12 protein-coding genes and 2 tRNA genes (1 of these 14 only partly in view) are annotated in these 22,610 nt (G+C 70.2%); 9 read left to right on the forward strand and 5 right to left on the reverse strand.

The window, feature by feature from the left end:
• The 5 genes from RT282_RS07265 to map all read right to left on the reverse strand — a co-directional run.
• A tRNA-Asn gene (locus RT282_RS07265) sits at positions 1-54 on the reverse strand (it extends 122 nt beyond the left edge of the window).
• 57 nt (positions 55-111) lie between these two features.
• Positions 112-187 (reverse strand) — tRNA-Asn (locus RT282_RS07270).
• Between the two features lie 43 nt (positions 188-230).
• On the reverse strand, positions 231-650 hold the full coding sequence (locus tag RT282_RS07275; protein ID WP_312304360.1) for a YbaN family protein: 420 nt from the start codon (positions 648-650) through the stop codon (positions 231-233).
• 120 nt (positions 651-770) lie between these two features.
• On the reverse strand, positions 771-3,380 hold the full coding sequence (locus tag RT282_RS07280) for a [protein-PII] uridylyltransferase (RefSeq protein ID WP_313312955.1): 2,610 nt from the start codon (positions 3,378-3,380) through the stop codon (positions 771-773).
• Positions 3,381-3,417: 37 nt separating this feature from the next.
• On the reverse strand, positions 3,418-4,233 hold the full coding sequence (gene map / locus RT282_RS07285; protein ID WP_313312957.1) for a type I methionyl aminopeptidase: 816 nt from the start codon (positions 4,231-4,233) through the stop codon (positions 3,418-3,420).
• A gap of 160 nt (positions 4,234-4,393) precedes the next feature.
• On the opposite strand from map, the gene purL reads away from it, so the two are divergent.
• The 9 genes from purL (at position 4,394) to RT282_RS07330 (ending at position 22,558) form a co-directional block, all read left to right on the forward strand.
• The gene (purL, locus tag RT282_RS07290) at positions 4,394-8,419 is read left to right on the forward strand and encodes a phosphoribosylformylglycinamidine synthase (RefSeq protein ID WP_313312959.1); all 4,026 of its coding nucleotides are present in this window, start codon (positions 4,394-4,396) and stop codon (positions 8,417-8,419) included.
• A 130-nt stretch (positions 8,420-8,549) separates the two neighbouring features.
• Positions 8,550-9,527, forward strand: coding sequence for a DUF808 domain-containing protein (locus RT282_RS07295; protein WP_313312960.1), 978 nt, complete (start codon positions 8,550-8,552; stop codon positions 9,525-9,527).
• A 128-nt stretch (positions 9,528-9,655) separates the two neighbouring features.
• A complete protein-coding gene (locus RT282_RS07300) occupies positions 9,656-10,273 on the forward strand; it encodes an OmpW family outer membrane protein (protein ID WP_312304346.1) in 618 nt (205 codons plus the stop codon).
• Between the two features lie 389 nt (positions 10,274-10,662).
• Complete coding sequence (gene egtD, locus RT282_RS07305; RefSeq protein ID WP_313312961.1) at positions 10,663-11,661, forward strand: L-histidine N(alpha)-methyltransferase; 999 nt, start codon at positions 10,663-10,665, stop codon at positions 11,659-11,661.
• A gap of 50 nt (positions 11,662-11,711) precedes the next feature.
• On the forward strand, positions 11,712-13,028 hold the full coding sequence (gene egtB / locus RT282_RS07310) for an ergothioneine biosynthesis protein EgtB (protein ID WP_409519475.1): 1,317 nt from the start codon (positions 11,712-11,714) through the stop codon (positions 13,026-13,028).
• A gap of 219 nt (positions 13,029-13,247) precedes the next feature.
• Positions 13,248-14,582 (forward strand): efflux RND transporter periplasmic adaptor subunit, encoded by a 1,335-nt coding sequence (locus tag RT282_RS07315; protein ID WP_313312965.1) that lies wholly within the window; start codon positions 13,248-13,250, stop codon positions 14,580-14,582.
• A gap of 7 nt (positions 14,583-14,589) precedes the next feature.
• Positions 14,590-17,871, forward strand: coding sequence for an efflux RND transporter permease subunit (locus tag RT282_RS07320; RefSeq protein WP_313312967.1), 3,282 nt, complete (start codon positions 14,590-14,592; stop codon positions 17,869-17,871).
• Positions 17,868-21,113 carry an efflux RND transporter permease subunit gene (locus RT282_RS07325; RefSeq protein ID WP_313312968.1) on the forward strand — a complete coding sequence of 1,082 codons (3,246 nt, stop codon included), beginning with the start codon at positions 17,868-17,870 and terminating at the stop codon, positions 21,111-21,113. The genes RT282_RS07320 and RT282_RS07325 overlap by 4 nt, the downstream gene beginning before the upstream one ends.
• Positions 21,110-22,558, forward strand: a complete 1,449-nt coding sequence (locus RT282_RS07330) for an efflux transporter outer membrane subunit (RefSeq protein ID WP_313312969.1) — start codon at positions 21,110-21,112, stop codon at positions 22,556-22,558. Before RT282_RS07325 ends, RT282_RS07330 begins: the two co-directional genes overlap by 4 nt.
• The last annotated feature ends 52 nt before the right edge of the window (positions 22,559-22,610 follow it).

Genomic DNA, 22,610 nt, shown 5'->3' on the forward strand with positions numbered 1-22,610 from the left:
ACCAGGGACCTACGGATTAACAGTCCGGCGCTCTACCGACTGAGCTATTGAGGAATGTCGGTTTTTTTATTGAAACAGCCCTGTGCGATGGCAGGGCTGCGAAGTTTTTCTTGGCTCCTCAACCTGGGCTCGAACCAGGGACCTACGGATTAACAGTCCGGCGCTCTACCGACTGAGCTATTGAGGAACAAGACCGCGATTATATACAGAAAAAACGGCGTTTCGTGGCTTCACCGGCCGGGTTCGGGGCGGCGCCACAGCCAGACCAGGACGCAGGCCATGCACACGCAGGCCATGGTGGCGGCCCAGCGCGGGGCGCTGGTCCAGAACAGGATGGCGGCACACAGGGCCATGAGGATGCTGGCGCTCCACTTGGCGCGACGGCTGACGCGCCCGCCGTCGGCCCAGTTGCGCAGCATGGGCCCGAACAGGCGGTGGCGCCACAGCCAGGCATGCAGGCGCGGCGAGCTGCGCGCGGCGGCCCAGCCGGCCATGAGGATGAACACCGTGGTGGGCAGGCCGGGCACGATGACGCCGATGGCCCCCATGACCAGGCACAGCACGGCGAACGCCTGCAGCAGCCAGCGCATGGCGCGCGGCAGGGGCGGGTGCTGGGGCATGGGGGGCAGCGGATCGCGCGGCTCGGGCATGGTCTGGGATTGTGCCCGCGCCCGGGGGGCGGCCCCAGGAATATGAGTCAAAAGTGCTTCCAGCGCTTATGCAGCAAGCGCTGGCAGCTATCAAAAAGTGTAGTTGCGCCGCCGGTGGCGTCACTCATCGGCCAAGGCGCGCAGCAGCTCGGTCTCGATCTGGATCTGCCGGGCGCTGCTTTGCAGCTGTGGGCCTTGCAGCAGGAAGGTGTCTTCCACCCGCTCGCCCAGAGTGCTGACCTTGGCCAGCTGTATGCCCAGGCCGTGGCGCGACAGCACCTGCGCCACCACGTACAGCAGGCCAGCGCGGTCGGTGGCGGAGATCGACAGCAGCCAGCGCTGGCCGCGGTCGTCCGGGCGCAGCGACACGCGTGGGGCGATGGGGAAACTGCGCACGCGCCGCGACAGTCGCCGCGGGCTGGGCTCGGGCAGGGGGGCGGGCGCGGTCAGGGCGCGCAGCAGGTCGCTCTCCACCATGTGGATCAGCTCGCGATAGGCCCCGGGCTGGTCGCGCGCCACGACCTGGAAGGTGTCCAGCGCATGGGCGTCGCTGGCGGTGTGCACGCGCGCGTCGAGGATGGAAAAGCCCGCCCGGTCGAAGTAACCGCAAATCCGCATGAACAGATCGCTCTGGTCGGGCGCGTAGACCAGCACCTCCAGCCCCTCGCCGGCCAGCGACTGGCGCGCGCGCACTACGGGCACGGCCGAGCCCACATGGCGCGACAGGTGGCGGGCGTGCCAGGCAATGTCGGCCGCCTCGTGGCGCATGAAGTAGCTCACGTCCAGCGTGGCCCACAGGCGCTTGTGTGCTTCGTGCGGCATGGAGTGCAGGGCCAGCAGGATCAGCGCCTCGCGCCGGCGCGCCTCGACCTCGGCGGCCGGGTCGGGTGCGCGTCCGCCCAAGGCGCGCAGCGTGGCGTGGTACAGATCCTCCAGCAGCTTGCCCTTCCAGGCGCTCCAGACCTTGGGGGAGGTGCCGCGGATGTCGGCCACCGTGAGCAAATACAGGCTGGTCAGCCGGCGCTCGTCGCCCACGCGGCGGGCGAAAGCGGCAATGACCTCCGGGTCGGACAGGTCCTGCTTTTGCGCCACCTGGCTCATGGTCAGGTGCTCGGCCACCAGGAATTCAATCAGCTGCGCGTCGTCGCGCGCCAGGCCGTGCTGGCGGCAAAAACGCCGCGCCTCCAGGGCGCCGATGTGCGAATGGTCGCCCCCGCGGCCCTTGCCGATGTCGTGGAACAGCGCGGCGACGTACAGGATCCACGGTTTGTCCCAGCCGGCGGCCAGCTGCGAGCAGACGGGGTATTCGTGCGCGTGCTCGGCCATGAAGAAGCGGCGCACGTTGCGCAGCACCATCAGCGTGTGCTGGTCCACGGTGTAGACGTGGAACAGGTCGTGCTGCATCTGCCCCACGATGCGCCTGAAGGGCCACAGATAGCGCCCCAGCACCGAGGTCTGGTTCATCAGCCGCATGGCGTGGGTGATGCCCGAGGGCTGGCGCAGGATGCGCATGAACATGGCGCGGTTGGCTGGGTCGCGGCGAAAGCCCGCGTCCATCACCGGGCGGGCGTTGTACAGCGCGCGCAGCGTGCGCGCCGACAGGTCCGTCAGGCCCGGCCTGGTCTCGTACAGCAGGAAGGTTTCCAGGATGGCGTGGGGCTGCTCCAGGTACAGCGTATCGCTGGCCACCTCGATCAGGCCGCCCCGGTCCAGGAAGCGCTCGTTGATGGGCACCCGGTGCGCCGGTTGCGGCGCCAGACGCTCCTCGATGTCCAGCAGCAGGATCTGCGTGAGCTGCGACACCGCCTTGGCGGCCCAGTAGTAGCGGCGCATCAGCGCCTCGCTGGCGCGTACCGGTGCGCGCGGGCCATCGGCGGCACCCCTGCCGTAGCCGAAGGTCTCGGCTACGGCGGTCTGCAGGTCGAACACCAGCCGGTCCTCGCGCCGCCCGGCCAGGGCGTGCAGCCGGGCGCGGATGAGAAACAGCAGCGCCTCGTTGCGCTCGATCTGGCGCACCTCGAAAGGCGTAGCCAGGCCGTTGGCCGCCAGCTCGCGCCAGCTGTTCCCTAAGCCGGCGGCGCGCGACAGCCACAGGATGAGCTGCAGGTCGCGCAGCCCGCCGGGCGACTCCTTGCAGTTGGGCTCCAGCGCGTAGGGGGTGTTTTCGTGCTTGGTGTGGCGCTGGCGCATCTCCAGCGTCTTGGTGACCATGAAGGCCTGCACGTCCATCTGCGCGGCGTAGCTGCGGCGCAACTGGGCGAACAGGGCGGCGCTGCCGCACACGCGGCGCGACTCCAGCAGCGCCGTCTGCACCGTCACGTCGGCGGCGGACTCGGCCAGGCATTCGGCCACGGTGCGCACGCTGGCGCCGATCTCCAGGCCCGCGTCCCAGCAGCTGCCGATGAAGGACTCGATGGCGGCGCTGGCGGCCGCGTCCTGCACGCCGTCCGGCAGCAGCACCAGCACGTCGATGTCGGAGGCCGGAAACAGCTGCGCGCGCCCATACCCGCCCACCGCCACCAGCGCCATGCCGCGCGGCAGGCCGGCGCGGCGCCACAGGGCGCACAGCTGGCGGTCAGCCAGAGAGGACAGGTGCCGCAGCAGGCTGCGGATGCCGCGGGTGGAAGCGTCCGGCGCCAGCAGCGTGGCCACCAGCGCGGCCTTGTCGGCTTGGTAGGTCTGCCGCAGTGCGGCGATGTCGGCTGCGACGGGAGTGGGGGGACGAGGCATGGCGCGAAAGGAAGAACGAGGGCGCCGCGCCGGACTGTCAGGTCGTCGTGGCGGTCACGAAGGCGGGCAGGGCGGGGTAGCCGTCCGAGATGGTCAGCACCTCGAAGCCGGTCTCGGTGACCAGCACCGTGTGCTCCCACTGCGCCGACAGGCTGTGGTCCTTGGTGACGATGGTCCAGCCGTCGTTGCCGTGCTCCTTGACCTCGCGCCGGCCGATGTTGAGCATGGGCTCGATGGTGAAGGTCATGCCCGGGATTAGCTCCTCACCCGTGCCGGGGCGGCCGTAGTGCAGCACCTGGGGCTCGTCATGGAATTTGTCGCCGATGCCGTGGCCGCAGAACTCGCGCACCACCGACAGGCCGTGCCCTTCGGCGAACTTCTGGATGGCGTGGCCCACGTCGCCCAGGCGCGCACCGGGCTTGACCTGCTGGATGCCCAGCCACATCGCCTCGTAGGTCAGGTTGACCAGGCGTTTGGCGGCAATGGAGCACTCACCCACCAGGAACATGCGGCTAGTGTCGCCGTACCAGCCGTCCTGGGTGATGACGGTGACGTCCACGTTCATGATGTCGCCCTTCTTCAAGGGCTTGTCGTTGGGGATGCCGTGGCAGACCACGTTGTTCAGCGACGTGCACAGCGACTTGGGGTAGGGCGGATAGCCGGGCGGCTGGTAGCCCAGCGTGGCCGAGCGCGTGCCCTGGCGCGCCATGCATTCGGCGGCCAAGCGGTCCACGTCGTTGGTGGTCATGCCCGGCTTGATGTGCGGCGTGATGGTGTCCAGCACTTCGGAGGCGAGGCGGCCGGCCTCGCGCATGCCCGCGATGCCCTGGGCGTCTTTGGTGGTGATGCTCATGGGGCAAATTATCCCACTGGGGCTTTCCCGGGGTGCGATTGCTTAAAATGCCGGGTTCCCGCCAACCCAGCCTTGCCAGGCTCTGCGGCCCCAGTCAGCGGCCCGGATGCCCTCAGGCTTTCCTCGCGATCCTCGCCCGCCCATCACACAGGCCGCTACCGTGACCTTGCACATCACTTCGTTGGAGGGCGGCAATGCCCTTACCCCCTTTCGCGCCCAGCAGCTGCAGCCCGCGCTGGCGGCCATCCATCCCAAGATCACGGCAATAGCCGCGCGCTTCGTGCACCTGGTGGCGCAGGACGCCCCGCCCGACGCGGCCCACCGCTCGCGCCTGGCGCCCTTGCTGACCTATGGCGACCCCTACACCGGCCCCACCGACGGCCCGGTGCTGTACGTCACGCCGCGCCTGGGTACCGTCTCGCCCTGGGCGTCCAAGGCCACCGATATCGCGCACAACTGCGGCCTGGGCGTGCGCCGCATCGAGCGCATCACCGAGTACCGCATCAGCCTGAAGGGTGGCCTGCTGTCGGGCACGCCCGAGCTGTCGGACGCGCAGTTGGCGCAGATCGCCGCGCTGCTGCATGACCGCATGACCGAATCCGTGGTGGCCAGCGTGGAGCAGGCGCAGCAGCTGTTCACCGAGCTGCAGGCCGAGCCCATGGCCTTCGTGGACGTCTTGAAGGGCGGCCGCGCGGCGCTGGAGGCCGCCAACACCGCCTGGGGCCTGGCCCTGGCGGGCGACGAGATCGATTACTTGGTGGAGGCCTTCGGCAAGCTGGGGCGCAATCCCACCGATGTGGAACTGATGATGTTCGCCCAGGCCAACAGCGAGCACTGCCGCCACAAGATCTTCAACGCCCAGTTCACCATCGACGGCGCGGCCCAGGACAAGTCGCTGTTCGGCATGATCCGCCACACCGAGGCCACCTCGCCCCAGCACACCATCGTGGCCTATGCCGACAACGCCTCCATCATGGAAGGCAGTCAGGTCGAGCAGTTCTTTGCCAAATTCGACGCTTTCGCAGACCAGATAAGCGCGCCCAGCTATCAAAAGCGCAGCGCCACCCAGCACGTGCTGATGAAGGTGGAGACGCACAACCACCCCACGGCCATCTCGCCCTTTCCCGGCGCGTCCACCGGCGCGGGCGGCGAGATCCGCGACGAGGGCGCCACCGGGCGCGGCTCCAAGCCCAAGGCAGGCCTGACGGGCTTCACCGTCTCCAAGCTGTGGGGCAGCGACGTCGGCCGGCCCGAGCACATCGCCAGCCCGCTGCAGATCATGACCGAGGGCCCGCTGGGCGGCGCCGCGTTCAACAACGAGTTCGGCCGGCCCAACCTGACGGGCTACTTCCGCGAGTACGAGCAGCAGATCGCTGGCGTGCTGCGCGGCTACCACAAGCCCATCATGATCGCCGGTGGCTTAGGTTCTATCGACGCGCGCCAGACCCAAAAGATCGAGTTCCCTGCCGGCACGCTCTTGATCCAGCTGGGCGGGCCCGGCATGCGCATCGGCATGGGTGGCGGCGCGGCCAGCTCCATGGCCAGCGGCACCAACGCGGCCGAGCTGGACTTCGACTCCGTGCAGCGCGGCAACCCCGAGATCGAGCGCCGCGCCCAGGAGGTCATCAACCACTGCTGGGAGCAGGGCGAGGCCAACCCCATCCTGGCCATCCACGACGTGGGCGCGGGCGGGCTGTCCAATGCCTTCCCCGAACTGGTTCATGATGCCGGCCGCGGCGCGCGCTTCGACCTGCGCGCCGTGCAGCTGGAGGAGTCCGGCCTGGCGCCCAAGGAGATCTGGAGCAACGAAAGCCAGGAGCGCTACGTGCTGGCCATCGCGCCCGAGTCGCTGGCGCAGTTCACGGCGTTTTGCGAGCGCGAGCGCTGCCCGTTCGCCGTGATCGGCACGGCCACCGGCGAGCGCCAGCTGATTTTGGAAGACACCGCCGCCCCCGCCGGCCAGGCCCAGCGCCTGCCGGTGGACATGCCCATGGACGTGCTGCTGGGCAAGCCCCCGCGCATGCACCGCGACGTGCAGAGCGTCACGCGCGAGGTGGGGCCGCTGGACGTGGACGGCGTGGCGCTGCAGCAGGCCGTGATCGACGTGCTGGCCCACCCCACGGTGGCGAGCAAGCGCTTCCTGGTGACCATTGGCGACCGCACGGTGGGCGGCCTCACGCACCGCGACCAGATGGTCGGGCCCTGGCAGGTGCCGGTGGCCGACGTGGCCGTGACCCTGGCCGACTACGCCGGCTTTGCCGGCGAGGCCATGGCCATGGGCGAGCGCACGCCGCTGGCCGCCATCAACGCCCCAGCCTCCGGCCGCATGGCGGTGGCAGAGGCCATCACCAACTTGGCTGCAGCGCCCATCGAGCTGCCGCGCGTCAAGCTCAGCGCCAACTGGATGGCCGCCTGCGGCGAGCCCGGCGAGGATGCCGCCCTGTACGAGACCGTGCGCGCCGTGGGCATGCAGCTGTGCCCGCAACTGGGCATCTCCATTCCTGTGGGCAAGGACAGCCTGTCCATGCGCACCCAGTGGACGGACACCGGCGGCGCCTTGAAAAAGGTGACCTCGCCCGTCAGCCTGATCGTCACCGCCTTCGCCACGCTGGCCGACGTGCGCGGCACGCTCACGCCGCAGCTGGACGCCAAGGAGCAGGACACCACGCTAGTGCTGGTCGACCTGTCGCGCGGCAAGATGCGCATGGGCGGCTCCATCCTGGCCCAGGTGCTGCAGCAGACGGGCGGCGACGTCCCCGACCTGGACGACGCCAAGGATCTTGTCGCCCTGGTCGATGCCGTGAATGCCCTGCGCCGAGACCGTCTGGTCCTGGCCTACCACGACAGGAGCGACGGCGGCCTGCTGGCCGCGGCCGCCGAGATGGCCTTCGCCGGTCATGTGGGCGTGGCGCTGAACGTGGACATGCTGGTCACCGAGGGCGACGGCATCAGCGACAGCCGCATGGAAACCGGCGACGCTAAGAACTGGGCGCAGCAGGTCAGCGGCCGGCGCGACGAGCTGACGCTGCGCGCGCTGTTCAACGAGGAACTGGGGGCCGTGCTGCAGGTGCGCACGGCCCAGCGCGACCAAGTCATGCAGGTGCTGCGCGCCCACGGCCTGGCGGCCTGCAGCCACATCATCGGCAAGACGCGTCCGCAGTCCAGCGCCATGGACGAGGGCAAGGGCGAGCTGCAGGTCTGGCGCGACGCCAAGAAGATCTTCGCCGCCAGCCTGTCCGACCTGCACCAGGTCTGGGACGCCGTCAGCTGGAAGATCTGCCAGCAGCGCGACAACCCCGAATGCGCCGACAGCGAGCACACCGCCGCCGGAGACCCGCAGGACCCGGGCCTGCACGTGCTCCTGACCTTCGATCCCGCAGAGGACGTGGCCGCGCCTTATCTGAACCTGGTCCGTCCGCGCGTGGCCGTGCTGCGCGAGCAGGGCGTGAACTCGCACGTGGAGATGGCCTACGCCTTCACCCAAGCGGGCTTCGAGGCCTTCGACGTGCACATGAGCGACCTGCAGGCCGGCCGCGCCGACTTGTCGCAGTTCGCCGGCATCGTCGCCTGCGGCGGCTTCAGCTATGGCGATACGCTGGGCGCGGGCATCGGTTGGGCGCGCTCCATCACCTTCAACCCGCGCCTGTCCGAGCAGTTCCAGCAGTTCTTCGCCCGCCAGGACACCTTCGGGCTGGGCGTGTGCAACGGCTGCCAGATGTTTGCCGAGCTGGCCGACATCATTCCCGGCGCCCAGGACTGGCCGCGCTTCACCACCAACCAGAGCCACCGCTTCGAGGCACGCCTGTCCATGGTGGAGGTGCTGGATTCGCCCAGCATCTTCTTCGCCGGCATGGCCGGCTCGCGCCTGCCCATCGCCGTGGCGCACGGCGAGGGCTATGCCAACTTCCAGTACCGCGGCAACGAAGAGCGCGTGCTGCGCAGCCTGCGTTTCGTGGACCACGCCGGTCAGCCCACAGAGCGCTATCCGCTCAATCCCAACGGCAGCGCCGGCGGGCTGACGGCCGTGACCACGGCGGACGGGCGCTTCACCGCGCTCATGCCGCATCCGGAGCGGGTGTTTCGCAATATCCAGATGAGCTGGACCGACCTGGCCGCCACCGGCGGGCAGGATGCGTACAGCCCCTGGATGCGCCTGTGGCGCAACGCCCGCCGCTGGGTCGCGTAAAAAGAAACCCGTCCCAGGCCTTCCGCGAGGCTACTAAAAAGATAGCTTCCAGCGCTTGTCCGACAGGCGCTGGAAGCTTTTTCTATTCAGAATCGGCGACCTTTTTCCTGTCTTTGCGGAGTATTTCTGTATGGCCGGCGCCAGCCTTCTCACCCTGCTCGACGACATCGCCACCATCCTGGACGACGTGGCCCTCATGTCCAAGATGGCGGCGCGCAAGAGCGTTGCCATGGCCGACGATGTCTCCGTCATGACCAAGGTGGCGGCGCAGAAGACGGCCAGCGTGCTGGGCGACGACCTGGCGCTGAACGCCGAGCAGGTCAGCGGTGTGCACGCCCACCGCGAGCTGCCCGTGGTCTGGGCGGTGGCGCGCGGTTCGCTGGTCAACAAGGCCATCCTGGTGCCTACTGCGCTGCTGATCAGCGCCTTCGCACCCTGGGCCATCACGCCACTGCTCATGCTGGGCGGTACCTACCTGTGCCTGGAGGGCGTGGAAAAGCTGGCCCACCATGGCGAGCCGCCCGCTGACCGGGCGGAGGCCGCGCTGGCGCGCGTGGGCGGCAAGGCGGCCAGCGCGGCCGACATCGCCCGGCTGGAGAAGACCAAGGTGCGTGGCGCCATCCGCACCGATTTCATCCTCTCGGCCGAGATCATCGTCATCACCCTGGGCACCGTGGCGCAGGCGGACTTCATGCAGCAGGTGATGGTGCTGTCGGCCATCGCGGTGCTCATGACCGTGGGCGTGTACGGCCTGGTGGCGGGCATCGTGAAGATGGATGATGTGGGCCTGTGGCTGACGCGCAGGCCCGGCCGCGTGGCCTGCCGCATCGGCCAGGCGCTGGTGGCCGCGGCCCCGAAGCTGATGAAGGGCCTGGCCGTGGCCGGCACGGCCGCCATGTTCCTGGTGGGCGGTGGGATCATCGTGCACGGCGTGCCGCCGCTGGCGCACGCCATCGAATCCGCCGGCGCGAAGCTCGCCGGCTGGCCGCTGGGCGGTGTCTGGGAATTCCTCTCCACCCACGTGCTGAGCGCACTGGTGGGCGCCGCGGTCGGCGCCGTGGCGCTGGGGGTGTGGACGCTGGTGCAGCGTCTGCGTGGGAAGGGCTGAGCGGCGCGCGTGCGCGTAGGCCGCCCGCGGCGGCAAAGCTTGATCTCACGCAATCCTGAGCAATTTGCTCGTGGGCCTAATTCGTGGCACGGGGGTCGTCCCCGTGTTCAACGAATACAAAAAGCACTATGCACAAGACCCTGCTGGCCCTGGCCGCCGTTTGCGCGATGACCTCGGGCGCCGCCTTCGCGCAACAGTCCACCTCCGAAGGCCCGTTCATGGTGCGCGTGCGCGCCGTCAACCTGGACAGCGCCAACAAGGACAGCACGGGTCTGGGCCTGTCGGTCAACGACAAGGTCATCCCCGAGCTGGACGTGTCGTACTTCTTCACGCCCAACATCGCCGCCGAGCTGATCCTGACTTACCCGCAAAAGCACACGCTGCGTGCCGACGGCGCCCGCATCGGCTCGCTCAAGCACCTGCCGCCCACGCTGCTGGCGCAATACCACTTCACCAACTTCAGCGGCTTCAAGCCCTATGTGGGCGCGGGCGTGAACTACACGCGCTTTTCCAGCGTGCGCTTCGACCCGGCGGTCCAGGCTGCCCTCAGCCCGAGCATCGACAAGAACAGCTGGGGCGGCGCGCTGCAGGTGGGCGTGGACATCCCTCTGTCCAAGAACCTGTACCTGAACCTGGACGTGAAGAAGGTGTTCATCAGCACCGACGTGCACTCCGCCGGCACCAAGGTCGGCACCTTCAAGGTCAATCCCGTGCTGGCCGGTATCGGCCTGGGCTGGCGCTTCTGAGCGCACGGCGTTCCTTTTTTTCGGATAACTACAAAGAAGCAGACCGCGCCGCAGTCACTGCGGCTCTTCATGGTGGGATGGGCCGGCGCCTGGGCGTCGGCCCTTTTTTTATCCTGGCCCGCTGGCTGCCCCGAGCCAGCGCGCGACCGCCAGCGGGGCAAGCGTCTGGTGGCGCCGATGGGAATTTCAAGCATTTTTGGCCTCCAGCGCCCGCCCAGCCTGCGCAGGAAGCTCACCTTTTGATAGTGCGATGAGAGGGTTGGAGCCGCGCCCTGGCACGGTTGGCCTTGCCCTGCAAGGGGGGTACTGCAGATTGCGCGGCCGTCCTACCGGCAGGGCGGCTGACCGCCTGCGCCACGCGGCGCCGGGCCGGTCCATGCTCGCAGGCCATGCCCGTCACACTTGCCGCTCCAGCCGTTGCCGCTTCCCCTCCACCCTGGAGCACGTCCGCCGCGGCGCAGCCCCTGGCTCCGGCCGATGAGCGGGTGCAGATCATCGCCGGCCTGCTGGACCAGCCGGCCCGCATCTCGCCCAAATACTTCTACGACGAGCGCGGCTCGCAGCTCTTCGAGGCCATCACCCGCCTGCCCGAGTACTACCCCACGCGCACCGAGCAGGCCGTGCTGCGCCGCCACGCCCGTGCCATCGCCCAGGCCGTGGGCCGCGGCGGCGTGGTCATCGAGCCCGGCGCCGGCAGCTGCGACAAGGCGCGCGTGCTGTGCCGGCTGCTGGGCGCCACGCACTTCGTGGGCGTGGACATCTCCGCCGACTACCTGGAAGGCGCCGTGGCGCGCCTGCGCGCGGCGCTGCCGGGCCTGGATGCGCGCGCCGTGGGCGGCGACATCACCGCCGCCATTGAGCTGCCGGGCGACGTGCCGCAGGATAGGCGCCTGGTGTTCTACCCCGGTTCGTCCATCGGCAACTTCGACCCGCCCGCCGCCCTGGCGCTGCTGCGCCAGATGCACGCGCTGGCGCGGAGGGAGCGCGGCGGCCTGCTGATCGGCATCGACCTGCCCAAGGACCTGGCCGTGCTGCAGGCCGCCTACGACGACGCCGCCGGCGTGACGGCGCAGTTCAACCGCAACATCCTGGCCCACGTGAACCGGCTGATCGGCAGCGATTTCGAACCGGGACAGTGGCGTCACGAGGCCTTCTTCAACACGGCCGCGTCGCGCATCGAGATGCACCTGGCCGCCTGCGGTCCACAGCAGGTGCGCTGGCCCGGCGGCGGCCGCAGCTTTGCCGCGCACGAGCGCATCCACACCGAGAACAGCTACAAGTATCCGCTGCCCGCCTTTTTGGACCTGCTTACGCGCGCTGGCTTCAGGCAGCCGCAGGCTTGGACGGACGAGCGCGGCTGGTATGCCCTGGTGCACGCCCGCACGTGAAAACCGCAAGCCACGAGGAGGACCCGACCATGCGCCTGCACCCCAGCGCCATGCCCCTGGACGGCGCCACGCCCGCCGCCCCGGCGGTCCTGCACGCTACCGATGCCGAACGCGCCAGCCCCTGGCAGCGCTACGCCGCCGTGCGCGCCGCCACCCAGCAGCTGGCCGCGCCGCTGTCGCCCGAGGACTGCACAGCCCAATCCATGACTGACGCCAGCCCGACCAAGTGGCACCTGGGGCACACGGCCTGGTTCTTCGAGACCTTCATCCTGGAGCCGCACGAGGAGAACTTTGCGCCGTTCGACGCGGACTTCCGTGTGCTGTTCAACTCCTACTACCAGGGCGTGGGCGCGCAGCACCCGCGCGCGCAGCGCGGCCTGCTCACCCGGCCCGACCTGGCCACCGTGCTGGCCTGGCGCGCCGACGTGGACGCGCGCATGCAGCGGCTGCTGCAGCGCGACGATCTGCCGCCCGAGGCGGCGGCCCTGCTGGAGCTGGGTCTGCAGCACGAGCAGCAGCACCAGGAGCTGCTGCTGACCGACATCAAGCACCTGCTGTGGTGCAACCCCACCTGGCCGGCCTACCAGGCGGCTGGCGCGCCGGCGCCGCAGACCGCCGCACCGCTGGTGCGCTGGCGCCGCTTCGAGGGCGGCCTGGTGCACATCGGCCATGAGGGCGCGGGCTTCGCCTTCGACAACGAAAGCCCGCGCCACCCTGTCTGGCTGCAGCCCTATGAGCTGGCCACACGGCCGGTGAGCAACGCCGAATACCTGGCCTTCGTGGTGGCCGGTGGCTACGACGAGCCGGCGCACTGGCTGGCCGAGGGCTGGGACTGGCGCTGCAGCCAGGGCATCGGCCACCCGCTGTACTGGCGCCAGGACGGCCACGGCTGGTGCGAATTCACCCTGTCCGGCCGCCAGCTGCTGGCGCCGGAGCAGCCGGTGGTGCATCTGTCGTATTACGAAGCCGATGCCTATGCCCGCTGGGCTGGCGCCCGTCTGCCCACCGAGGCGGAGTGGGAGGCCGCCGCGGCCGCCACCGAACCAGCCCAGGCCGGGCATTTCGCGGACAGCGGCGTGCTGCACCCGCAGCCGGCGCCAGCCGATGCGCCCGAAGGCCAGCCGGCCCAGCTGTTCGGCGACGTGTGGGAGTGGACCCAGTCCAGCTACGCGCCGTACCCCGGCTTCGCGCCGGCCGCTGGCGCCGTGGGTGAGTACAACGGCAAGTTCATGGTCAACCAATACGTGCTGCGCGGCGGCTCCTGCGCCACGCCCGCGGGCCACGTGCGCGCCAGCTACCGCAACTTCTTTCCGGCCGGCGCGCGCTGGCAGTTCTCGGGCCTGAGGCTGGCGCGGGACGTGCGGTAAAGGCGGGGTAAAGATGCGGTCAACGGTTTGGCAAGGAAATCAAAAACAATAGCGCATTGCGCCGTACTGGCGCGCTCTAGCGGCGTTTTGACTTGCATGCATGGCGTGAAATCCCATATCCGTCCCTGCCTGCGCGCCGGCCGCCGCGGCTGCTAGGATCGTCCACGCCCCGCCACGGTTTTCCCTCCCCGCCGCATGACTGACCCAGAGAACGCACCCTTGCCCGCCCCTGTGCGCCCGCGCCGCCGCTGGCGCGCCCTCGTGCTGACGCTGGTGCTGATCGCCGCCCTGGCCGGCACGGCATGGTTCCTGGTGCAGCGCGCCAAGGGCCCCGCCGCGCCGCCGGGACGGCCGGGGGCGCCGGCCGGCCCGGCCGCCTTCGCCGCCATGGCCAGCGTCACCGTGGGCTCGGCGCGCGCGCAGCAGGGCGAGTTGCCCGTCCTCATCGATGCCCTGGGCACGGTCACGCCGCCCGTCACTGCCACGCTGGTGCCGCAGGTCTCCGGGGTGCTGACGGAGGTGCTGTTCACCGAGGGGCAGAGCGTGAAGAAGGGCCAGGTGCTGGCGCGCATCGACCCGCGCGCGTACGAGCAGGCGCTGGCCCAGGCGAAAAGCCAGACCGCCCGCGACGTGGCCCAGCTGGCCGCCGCGCGCGTGACGCTCTCGCGCTACCAGGAGCTGTGGAAGCAGGACTCCATCGCCCGCCAGACGCTGGACACCCAGGCCGCGCTGGTGCAACAGCTGGACGCCGCCGTGCTGGCCGACCGCGCCAGCGAGCGCACGGCCCAGCTCAACCTGGACTACACCACGCTGCGCGCGCCCATCGACGGCACCATCGGCCTACGCACCGTGGACCCTGGCAACCTGGTCAGCAGCGGCACTAGCACCGGCATCGCCACCATCACCCAGGTGCGGCCCATCGACGTGGTGTTCTCCGTGCCGCAGGACCGCGTGCCGGACGTGCGCGCCGCCCAGCGCCAGGGCGCGCTGCCCGTGGCCGCGCTGGACCGCGCGCGCAGCGCGACGCTGGCCGAGGGCCGCTTCCTGACGCTGGACAACCAGGTCACCGCCGCCACCGGCACGGTGCGCGCCAAGGCGCGCTTTGCCAATGCCGATGGCGCGCTGTTTCCCAACCAGTTCGTCAACGCCCGGCTGCAGCTGGGCTCGCAAAGCGGCGTGCTGGTGCCGGTGACGGCGGTACGCACCGGCCCGCAGGGCGACTATGTCTATGTGATCGACGAAGAGCAGGTGGCCCGCATGCGCCCGGTGGTGCGCGGCATGGCCACGGTGGACCGGGTGCTCATCACCCAGGGCCTGCAGGCCGGCGAGCAGGTGGTGACCGAGGGCGGCGACCGCGTCAAGGATGGCGGCAAGGTGCAGCTGGCCGGCCAGGCCGGCGCCGCGCGCCGCGGCCCGGGCGAGGGCGGGCGCGCGGCTGGCGGGCCGCGTGCGGGCGCCTCGCAGCCGGCGGATGGCGCATCGCGCGCCGGCCGCGGCGCCGCGCCCGTGGGCGCGCCGGCGGCATCCGCACCGGCTTCTGCAGCCGCCAAGTAGCGCCGGCATGAACGTCTCGCGCCTGTTCATCCAGCGGCCGGTGGCGACCGCGCTGTTCATGCTGGCCATCGTGCTGGCCGGCCTGGTGGGGCTGCGCTTCCTGCCCGTGGCGGCGCTGCCGCAGGTGGACTATCCCACCATCCAGGTGCAGACGCTGTACCCCGGCGGCAGCCCGGACGTGATGAGCCGCACCGTCACCGCGCCGCTGGAGCGCCAGTTCGGCCAGATGCCGGGCCTCTCGCGCATGAGCAGCGTCAGCAGCGCCGGCGTGTCGCTGATCACGCTGCAGTTCAACCTCAGCCTGTCCATGGACGCGGCCGAGCAGCAGGTCCAGGCGGCCATGAACGCCGCCGGCTCGCTGCTGCCGGCCGACCTGCCGGCGCCGCCGGTGTACGCCAAGATCAACCCGGCCGATGCGCCCATCCTGCAGCTGGCCATCACCTCGGACAGCCTGCCTTTGACCGACGTGCAGAACATGGTCAACACCCGGCTGGCGCTGAAAATCAGCCAGATCGACGGCGTGGGCCTGGTCACGTTGGCCGGCGGCCAACGCCCCGCCGTGCGCGTGCAGGGCAACCTGCAAGCGCTGGCCAGCATGGGCCTGTCGCTGGACTCCATCAGCAGCGCCATCAGCGCGGGCAACTCCAGCTCGGCCAAGGGCAGCTTCGACGGGCCGGCGCGGCAGTACAGCATCAACGCCAATGACCAGCTGCTGTCGGTGGAGGACTATCGCGAGCTGATCGTGGCCTACGTCAGCGGCGCACCGGTGCGCCTGAAGGATGTGGCCGAGGTCGTGGACGGCTCCGAGAATCGCCGCCTGGGCGCCTGGACGGGCATCAAAAACGATAGCGGCTTGCGCAGTCAGGACAAGGGTCAGGGGGCGATTTCATCTGAAAACGCCACGCCGCTCACGCCCGCCATCATCCTGAACGTGCAGCGCCAGCCCGGCGCCAACGTGATCGCCACGGTGGACGCCATCAAGCGCCAGCTGCCCCAGCTGCGCGAGGCCCTGCCGCAGAGCGTGCAGGTGACGGTGCTGACCGACCGCACGCTGGGCATCCGCGCCTCGGTCGAGCACGTGGAGGTGGAGCTGATCCTGGCCGTGGCCATGGTGGTGCTGGTCATCTTCGCCTTCCTGCACAGCCTGCGCGCCACGGTCATCGCCAGCATCGCCGTGCCGGTGTCGCTGATCGGCACGCTGGCGTTCATGTACCTGCTGGACTATTCGCTGAACAACCTGACGCTGATGGCGCTGACGATCGCCACGGGGTTCGTGGTGGATGACGCGATCGTGATGATTGAGAACATTGCCCGGCATCGCGAGATGCGGGCCGGCGCAGCCGGACCTGGCGGCGCAGCCGACACGGGCAATGTTCCGGCGCAGGGTCATGTCGGCGCAGCCGACGTGAGCCGTAGCCAGAATGTTTCTCGGCACCGCGAAATGGGTAAGCCGCCCCTGCAAGCCGCGCTCGACGGCGCCGGTGAAATCGGCTTCACCATCATCTCGCTCACCGTCTCGCTGATCGCCGTGCTGATCCCGCTGCTGTTCATGCAGGAGGTCATCGGCCGGCTGTTCCGCGAATTCGCCGTCACGCTGGCCATCACCATCCTGTTCTCGGCCGTGGTGTCGCTGACCCTGGTGCCGATGATGTCGGCGCGCATGCTGGGTCCGCTCCATGAGTCGCAGGGGCGCTTTGCGCGGCGCATCCAGCAGGGCATGGACTGGACGGTGGGCCACTACGACCGCGGCCTGCACTGGGTGCTGGCGCACCAGCCGCTGACGCTGGCCGTGGCGGTGCTGACCCTGGTGCTCACGGCGCTGCTGTACGTGGTCATCCCCAAGGACCTGTTTCCCACCCAGAGCACGGGCCAGCTGCAGGGCCAGGTGCAGGCGGCGCCAGACGTGTCGTTCGCCCGCATGTCGGCGCTGCAGGGCCAGGTGGCGCGACTGGTGCTGCAAGACGACGCCGTGCAGTCGGTCAGCTCGGTGGTGGGGGTGGACGCGGCCAACAACAGCGCCCTGTCCACCGGCAGGCTGGTCATCAACCTGCGGCCGCAGCCGCTCTTCGGCGACTCGCAGGCCACCGTCATGCAGCGCCTGCGCGAGCAAGTGGCCAGCCAGGTGGCCGGCGCCACGCTGTACCTGCAGCCGACGCAGGACCTGACCATCGACTCCGACACCGGCCCCACGCAGTACCGCTTCGACCTGGAGGGTGTGGACACGGCCCAGGTCAACCAGTGGGCGCGGCGCCTGGCGCAGCGGTTGGGCCAGGTGAGCGAGGTGCGGCACGCCACGACCACCGCCGGCGACACCGGCCCGGCCGCCATGGTGCGGGTGGACCGCGACACCGCCGCGCGCTTAGGCGTCACGGCCAGCAGCCTGGACAACACGCTGTACAACGCCTTCGGCCAGCGCATCGTCTCCACCATCTTCACCGAGACCAACCAGTACCGCGTGATCCTGGAGGCCGCGCAGCATGACCCCGCCAGCCTGCGCGCCCTGCGCGAGCTGCCGGTGCGCACCAGCAGCGGCGGCACCACGCCGCTCGAATCATTCGCCCGGGTGGTGGAGGAGGAAACGCCGCTCACCGTGCACCGCGTGGGCCAGTACCCGGCCGCCACCGTGGGCTTCGACACGGCGCCGGGCGTGAGCCTGGGCGCCGCCGTGCAGGCGGTGCGCGCTGCGGCGCAGGCCGAAGGGCTGCCGGCTTCCATCACGCTGCGCTTCACAGGCGCCTCGGGTGCCTACCAAAATTCGCTGTCCAACCAGCTGTGGCTGATCCTGGCGGCCGTGGTGTGCGTGTACATCGTGCTGGGCGTGCTGTACGAAAGCTATGTGCACCCGCTGACCATTTTGTCCACGCTGCCTTCGGCCGGCGTGGGCGCGCTGCTGGCGCTGTGGCTGTCCGGCCATGCGCTGGACGTGGTGGGCATCATCGGCCTGGTGCTCTTGATCGGCATCGTGAAGAAGAACGCCATCATGATGATCGACTTCGCCATCGACGCCGAGCGCGGGCAGGGCAAGAGCGCCCGCGATGCCATCCACCAGGCGGCGCTGCTGCGCTTTCGCCCCATCCTGATGACCACGCTGGCGGCGCTGGCCGCCGCCGTGCCGCTGATGCTCAGCTGGGGTGATGGCGCCGAGCTGCGCCGCCCGCTGGGCCTGGCCATCTTCGGTGGGCTGGTGCTGTCGCAGCTGCTCACGCTGTTCACCACGCCGGTGACCTACCTGTGGTTCGACCGGCTGGGCCGGCGCTTCGGCGAGGGCCGGCGGGAGGCCGCGCAGTGAACCTCTCACGCCCCTTCATCGAGCGGCCCATCGCCACCGTGCTGCTGACCATCGGCCTGGCGCTGGCCGGCCTGGGGGCCTACTTCCTGCTGCCTGTGGCGCGCCTGCCGGCGGTGGACTTTCCCGTCATCTTCGTGTCGGCCAACATGGCCGGCGCCAGCCCTGCCGACATGGCCCGCACCGTGGCCACGCCGCTGGAGCGCACGCTGGGATCGATCGCCGGCGTCAACGAGATGACCAGCAGCAGCAGCACCGGCTCGACGCGCGTGGTGCTGCAGTTCGACCTGAACCGCGACATCGACAGCGCCGCGCGCGACGTGCAGGCGGCCATCAACGCCGCGCGCATCGACCTGCCGGCCAATCTGCGCTCCAACCCCACCTACCGCAAGGCCAACCCGGCCGCGCAGCCCTTCCTGATCCTGGCGCTGACCTCGCAGACTCGCTCGCCCGGTCAAATCTACGACGCGGTCAGCAACATCGTCAGCCAGCGCCTGCTGCAGGTGCCGGGCGTGGGCGACGTGACGCTGGGCGGCGGTTCGCAGCCGGCCGTGCGCGTGGAGCTCAACCCCTTCGCGCTGGCCCAGCTGGGCATCAGCGGCGACGACGTGCGCGCCGCGCTGCAGGCCGGCAACGCCAACCGGCCCAAGGGTGTGGTCGAGCTGGGCGGCGAGGCGGACGGGCGTGCGCTGCAGGTGCTCACCCCCGCGCCGGGCCTGCGCGCGGCGGACTACCGCGACCTCATCGTCGCCCTGCGCGGCGGTCACGAGGTGCGCCTGTCGCAGCTGGCCAGCGTCACGGACAGCGTGCAGGACACGCGCACGCGCGGCATGTTCAACGGCCAGCCGGCCATCGTGGTCAACATCACCCAGCAGCCGGACGCCAACCTGATCGCCACCGCCGACGCCATTCAGGAGCTGCTGCCGCAGCTGCGCGCCCAGCTGCCCCAGGACATCGAGCTGCACGTGGCCATCGACCGCACGGGCTCGGTGCGCGCCTCGGTGCAGGAGGTGGAGATCACGCTGGTGATCGCCGTGCTGCTGGTGGTCGCGGTGGTGGGGCTGTTTCTGCGCACCCTGCGGGCGGCCGTCGTCCCGGCGGTGGCGACGGTGGTGTCGCTGCTGGGCACTTTTGCCGTGATGTACGCGCTGGGCTATTCGCTGAACAATCTGACGCTGATGGCCCTCACCGTGGCCACCGGCTTCGTGGTGGACGACGCCATCGTGGTCATCGAGAACATCACCCGCCACCTGGAACAGGGCTGGGAGCGGCGCCGCGCGGCGCTGGAGGGCGCGCGCGAGGTGGGCTTCACCGTGCTGACCATCAGCGTGTCGCTGATCGCGGTGTTCATCCCGCTGCTGTTCATGGGCGGCCAGCCGGGGCGGCTGTTTCGTGAATTCGCCGTCACGCTGTCGGCCGCGGTGATGATCTCGCTGGTCATCTCGCTGACCACCACGCCCATGCTGTGCGCGCTGCTGCTGCCGCGCACCAGTGCGCCGCGCGCCGCCGCGGCACCGGTGCGTGCCAGCGCCATGGGCCGGCTGCGGCGCACCCTGGCGGGCTGGGCGCGCGGGGCCGAGCACCGCCTGCTGGGCGGCTACGCCCATGCGCTCGATGGCGCACTGGCCTCGCCCTGGCTGGTGGTGCTGGTGCTGGCCGTGGTGGTGGGGCTGAACGGCTACCTGTTCGCCTCCATCCCCAAGGGCTTCTTTCCCGAGCAGGACAGCGGCCAGATGGTGGGCGGGTTGCGCGCCGACCAGAGCATTTCCTCCAACGCCATGGCCGACAAGCTGCAGCAGGCGGTGGACATCATCCGCGCCGACCCGTCCGTGGGCACGGTGGTGGCCTTTGCCGGGGGCAACAGCGGCGGCTTTCTGTCGGCCGCTCTCAAGCCGGCGCGCGACCGGCCCAAGGGCGAGGGCACGCGCGCCGTCATCAACCGGCTGCGCCCGCAGCTGTCCGCCATCACCGGATTGCGGGTGTTCCTGAACCCGGTGCAGGAGCTGCGCATGGGCGGGCGCAGCAGCAACTCCACCTACCAGTTCTCGCTGAAGGCCGACAACGTCGCCGACCTGAAGGCCTGGACGCTCAAGCTGTCTGCTCAGCTCAAGACCGACGAGCGCCTGACCGACGTGGACGACGACCAGAGCGACAACGGCGTGGAGACCTTCGTGCAGGTCGACCGCGCCCTGGCGGCCAGCCTGGGCGTGACGGCGCAGGCCGTGGACGCAGCCCTGTACAACGCCTTCGGCCAGCGCCAGGTGGCCACCATGTACAGCGACCTGAACCAGTACAGCGTGGTCATGGAATGGGCGCCGCAGTACACCCAGTCGCCCTTGGCGCTGCAGGACGTGTGGGTGCCCGCCACGCGCGCGGCTGGCGCGGCGGGCACCGGCGGCGCATCGGCCAACCCGGGCCAGCGCAACGCCTCCACCGGCCAGCCGCTGTCGGTGCTGCCGGCGACCATGGTGCCGCTGTCGGCCTTCACGCACGTGGGCGAACGGGCCGTGCCCACCCGGGTGATGCACGAGGACGGCGAGCTGTCCAGCACGCTGTCGTTCAACCTGGCCGACGGCGTGTCGCTGCAGGAAGGCCAGCAGGCCGTGCTGGAGGCGGTGGACGCCATTGGCATGCCCAACAACGTGCGTGGCGCATTCGCCGGCGCTGCCGCCGCCGCGCAGGAAACGCAATCGCAGCAGGGCCTGCTGATCGTGGCGGCCATCGTGGTCATCTACATCGTGCTGGGCATCCTGTACGAAAGCCTGATCCACCCCATCACGGTGCTGACCACGCTGCCCAGCGCCGGCTTCGGCGCGGTGCTGGCGCTGCTGGCCCTGAAGATGGAGTTTTCCATCATGGCGCTGATCGGCGTGTTCCTGTTGATCGGCATCGTGAAGAAGAACGCCATCCTGATCATCGACTTCGCGCTGGAGGCCGAGCGCACGCGCGGGCTGGACGCCACGGCCGCCGTGCGCGAGGCCTGCCTGATGCGCTTTCGCCCCATTCTGATGACCACCCTGGCCGCCGGCCTGGGCGCGCTGCCCCTGGCCATAGGCTTCGGCCAGGGCGCCGAGCTGCGCCAGCCCCTGGGCGTGACCATCGTCGGCGGACTGGTCGCCAGCCAGCTGCTCACGCTGCTGACCACGCCCGTGGTCTACGTGCTGCTGGACCGGCTGCGCCGCCGCCCGCGGCGCCCGCGCGGCGCTGAAGGCAGCCCCGGCATGGCCCTGGCGGAGACGAGATGAACCACACCTGTTTTGATAGCTGCCCACGCTTGCCCAGCAAGGGCTGGAGCCGTTTTTTACCTTTAAGCACGGGCCTGGCGCTGGCCCTGCTGCTGGGCGCCTGCAGCGTCACGCCGCCGCACCAGGCGCCGGCCGTGGACGTGGGCACCGCCTGGCGCGGCCAGGCGCCCGAGGGCTGGGTCAGCACCGCCGACTACCGCGCCTGGCACGAAGGCCGCTGGTGGACGCTGTTCGGCGACGAGGGCCTGGATGCGCTGATGCCGCGCGTGGAGATCGGCAACCAGGATCTGGCCGCTGCCGTGGCCCGCGTGGCCCAGGCCCAGGCCCTGCTGCGCCAGGCCGAGGCTGCACAGTGGCCCACGGTGGGCACGCAGCTGTCCACTCAGCGCAACGGCCAGCCGGCGCGCGGCTCGGCGTCGCTCGGCCTGACGGCCAGCTGGGCGCCCGACCTGTGGGGCCGCCTGGCCGCCGGCGTGCAGGGGCAGGAGGCCAGCCTGCAGGCCAGCCAGGCCAACCTGGCCGCCGCCCGCCTGTCGGCCCAGGGCAGCCTGGCCCAGGCGTGGTTCGCGCTGCGCGAGGCCGAGGCCGAGGGCGCGTTGCTGGAAGACATCATCGAGGGCTATCGCCGCGCGCTGGCCATCACGCAGAACAACTACGACGCCGGCATCGTCGCCCGCACCGACGTGCTGCAGGCGCAAAGCACGCTGGAGTCGGCCCTGTCCACCCGCGCCGGGCTGCAGCGCAGCCGCGACACGTATGAGCACGCCATTGCCCTGTTGGTGGGCGAAGTGCCGGCGCGCTTTGCCCTGCCGCCGGCGCCCTGGGTGCGCCAGGCGCCGGCCATCCCGCCCGAGCTGCCGTCACAGCTGCTGCTGCGCCGCCCGGACGTGGCCGCGGCCGAGCGTGCCGTGGCCGCCGCCAACGCCAGCATCGGCGCGGCCCGCGCCGCGTGGCTGCCGCAGCTGAACCTGAGCGCCGGCGCGGGCGGCACGGCGGTCGATCTGGCCAAGCTGCTGTCAGCCCCCACGCTCACCTGGTCGCTGGGCGCCGCGCTGGCGCAGACGCTGTTTGATGCCGGCGCGCGCGCCGCCGCCGTGGACCAGGCCGTGGCCGCGCACCAGCTGGCCAGCGCCAGCTATCGCCAGAGCGTGCTGGAGGCCATCGGCCAGGTGGAGGACCAGCTGACCGCCATGGCCGCGCTGGACGCGCAGATCGAGCACGCCCGCGTCGCCGCCGAGGCCGCCACCGCGGCCGAGGAGCGCACCCTCAACAGCTACCGCGCCGGCATCTCGGCCTTCACCGCCGTGGTGACGGCGCAGGCCACGGCGCTGAATGCGCGGCGTTCGCTGATGCAGCTTCAGCTGTCGCGCCAGCAGGCCGGCGTGGCCCTGGTGCAGGCCCTGGGTGGCGGCTGGCAGGCGCCGTGGGCGCCGCCCCAGCAGTAGCTACTTAATTGATAGCTGCCAGCGCTTGTTGGATAAGCGCTGGAGTCCAAAA

Origin of the sequence: Pulveribacter sp. (assembly GCF_032079985.1) — a bacterium.
Lineage (GTDB): Bacteria > Pseudomonadota > Gammaproteobacteria > Burkholderiales > Burkholderiaceae_C > Melaminivora.

Coding starts and splice junctions, on each gene's coding strand:
- RT282_RS07275 (WP_312304360.1), bottom strand. CDS start 650: ATGCCCGAGCCGCGCGATCCGCTGCCCCCCATGCCCCAGCACCCGCCC.
- RT282_RS07280 (WP_313312955.1), bottom strand. CDS start 3,380: ATGCCTCGTCCCCCCACTCCCGTCGCAGCCGACATCGCCGCACTGCGG.
- map (WP_313312957.1), bottom strand. CDS start 4,233: ATGAGCATCACCACCAAAGACGCCCAGGGCATCGCGGGCATGCGCGAG.
- RT282_RS07295 (WP_313312960.1), top strand. CDS start 8,550: ATGGCCGGCGCCAGCCTTCTCACCCTGCTCGACGACATCGCCACCATC.
- RT282_RS07300 (WP_312304346.1), top strand. CDS start 9,656: ATGCACAAGACCCTGCTGGCCCTGGCCGCCGTTTGCGCGATGACCTCG.
- egtD (WP_313312961.1), top strand. CDS start 10,663: ATGCCCGTCACACTTGCCGCTCCAGCCGTTGCCGCTTCCCCTCCACCC.
- egtB (WP_409519475.1), top strand. CDS start 11,712: ATGCCCCTGGACGGCGCCACGCCCGCCGCCCCGGCGGTCCTGCACGCT.
- RT282_RS07320 (WP_313312967.1), top strand. CDS start 14,590: ATGAACGTCTCGCGCCTGTTCATCCAGCGGCCGGTGGCGACCGCGCTG.
- RT282_RS07330 (WP_313312969.1), top strand. CDS start 21,110: ATGAACCACACCTGTTTTGATAGCTGCCCACGCTTGCCCAGCAAGGGC.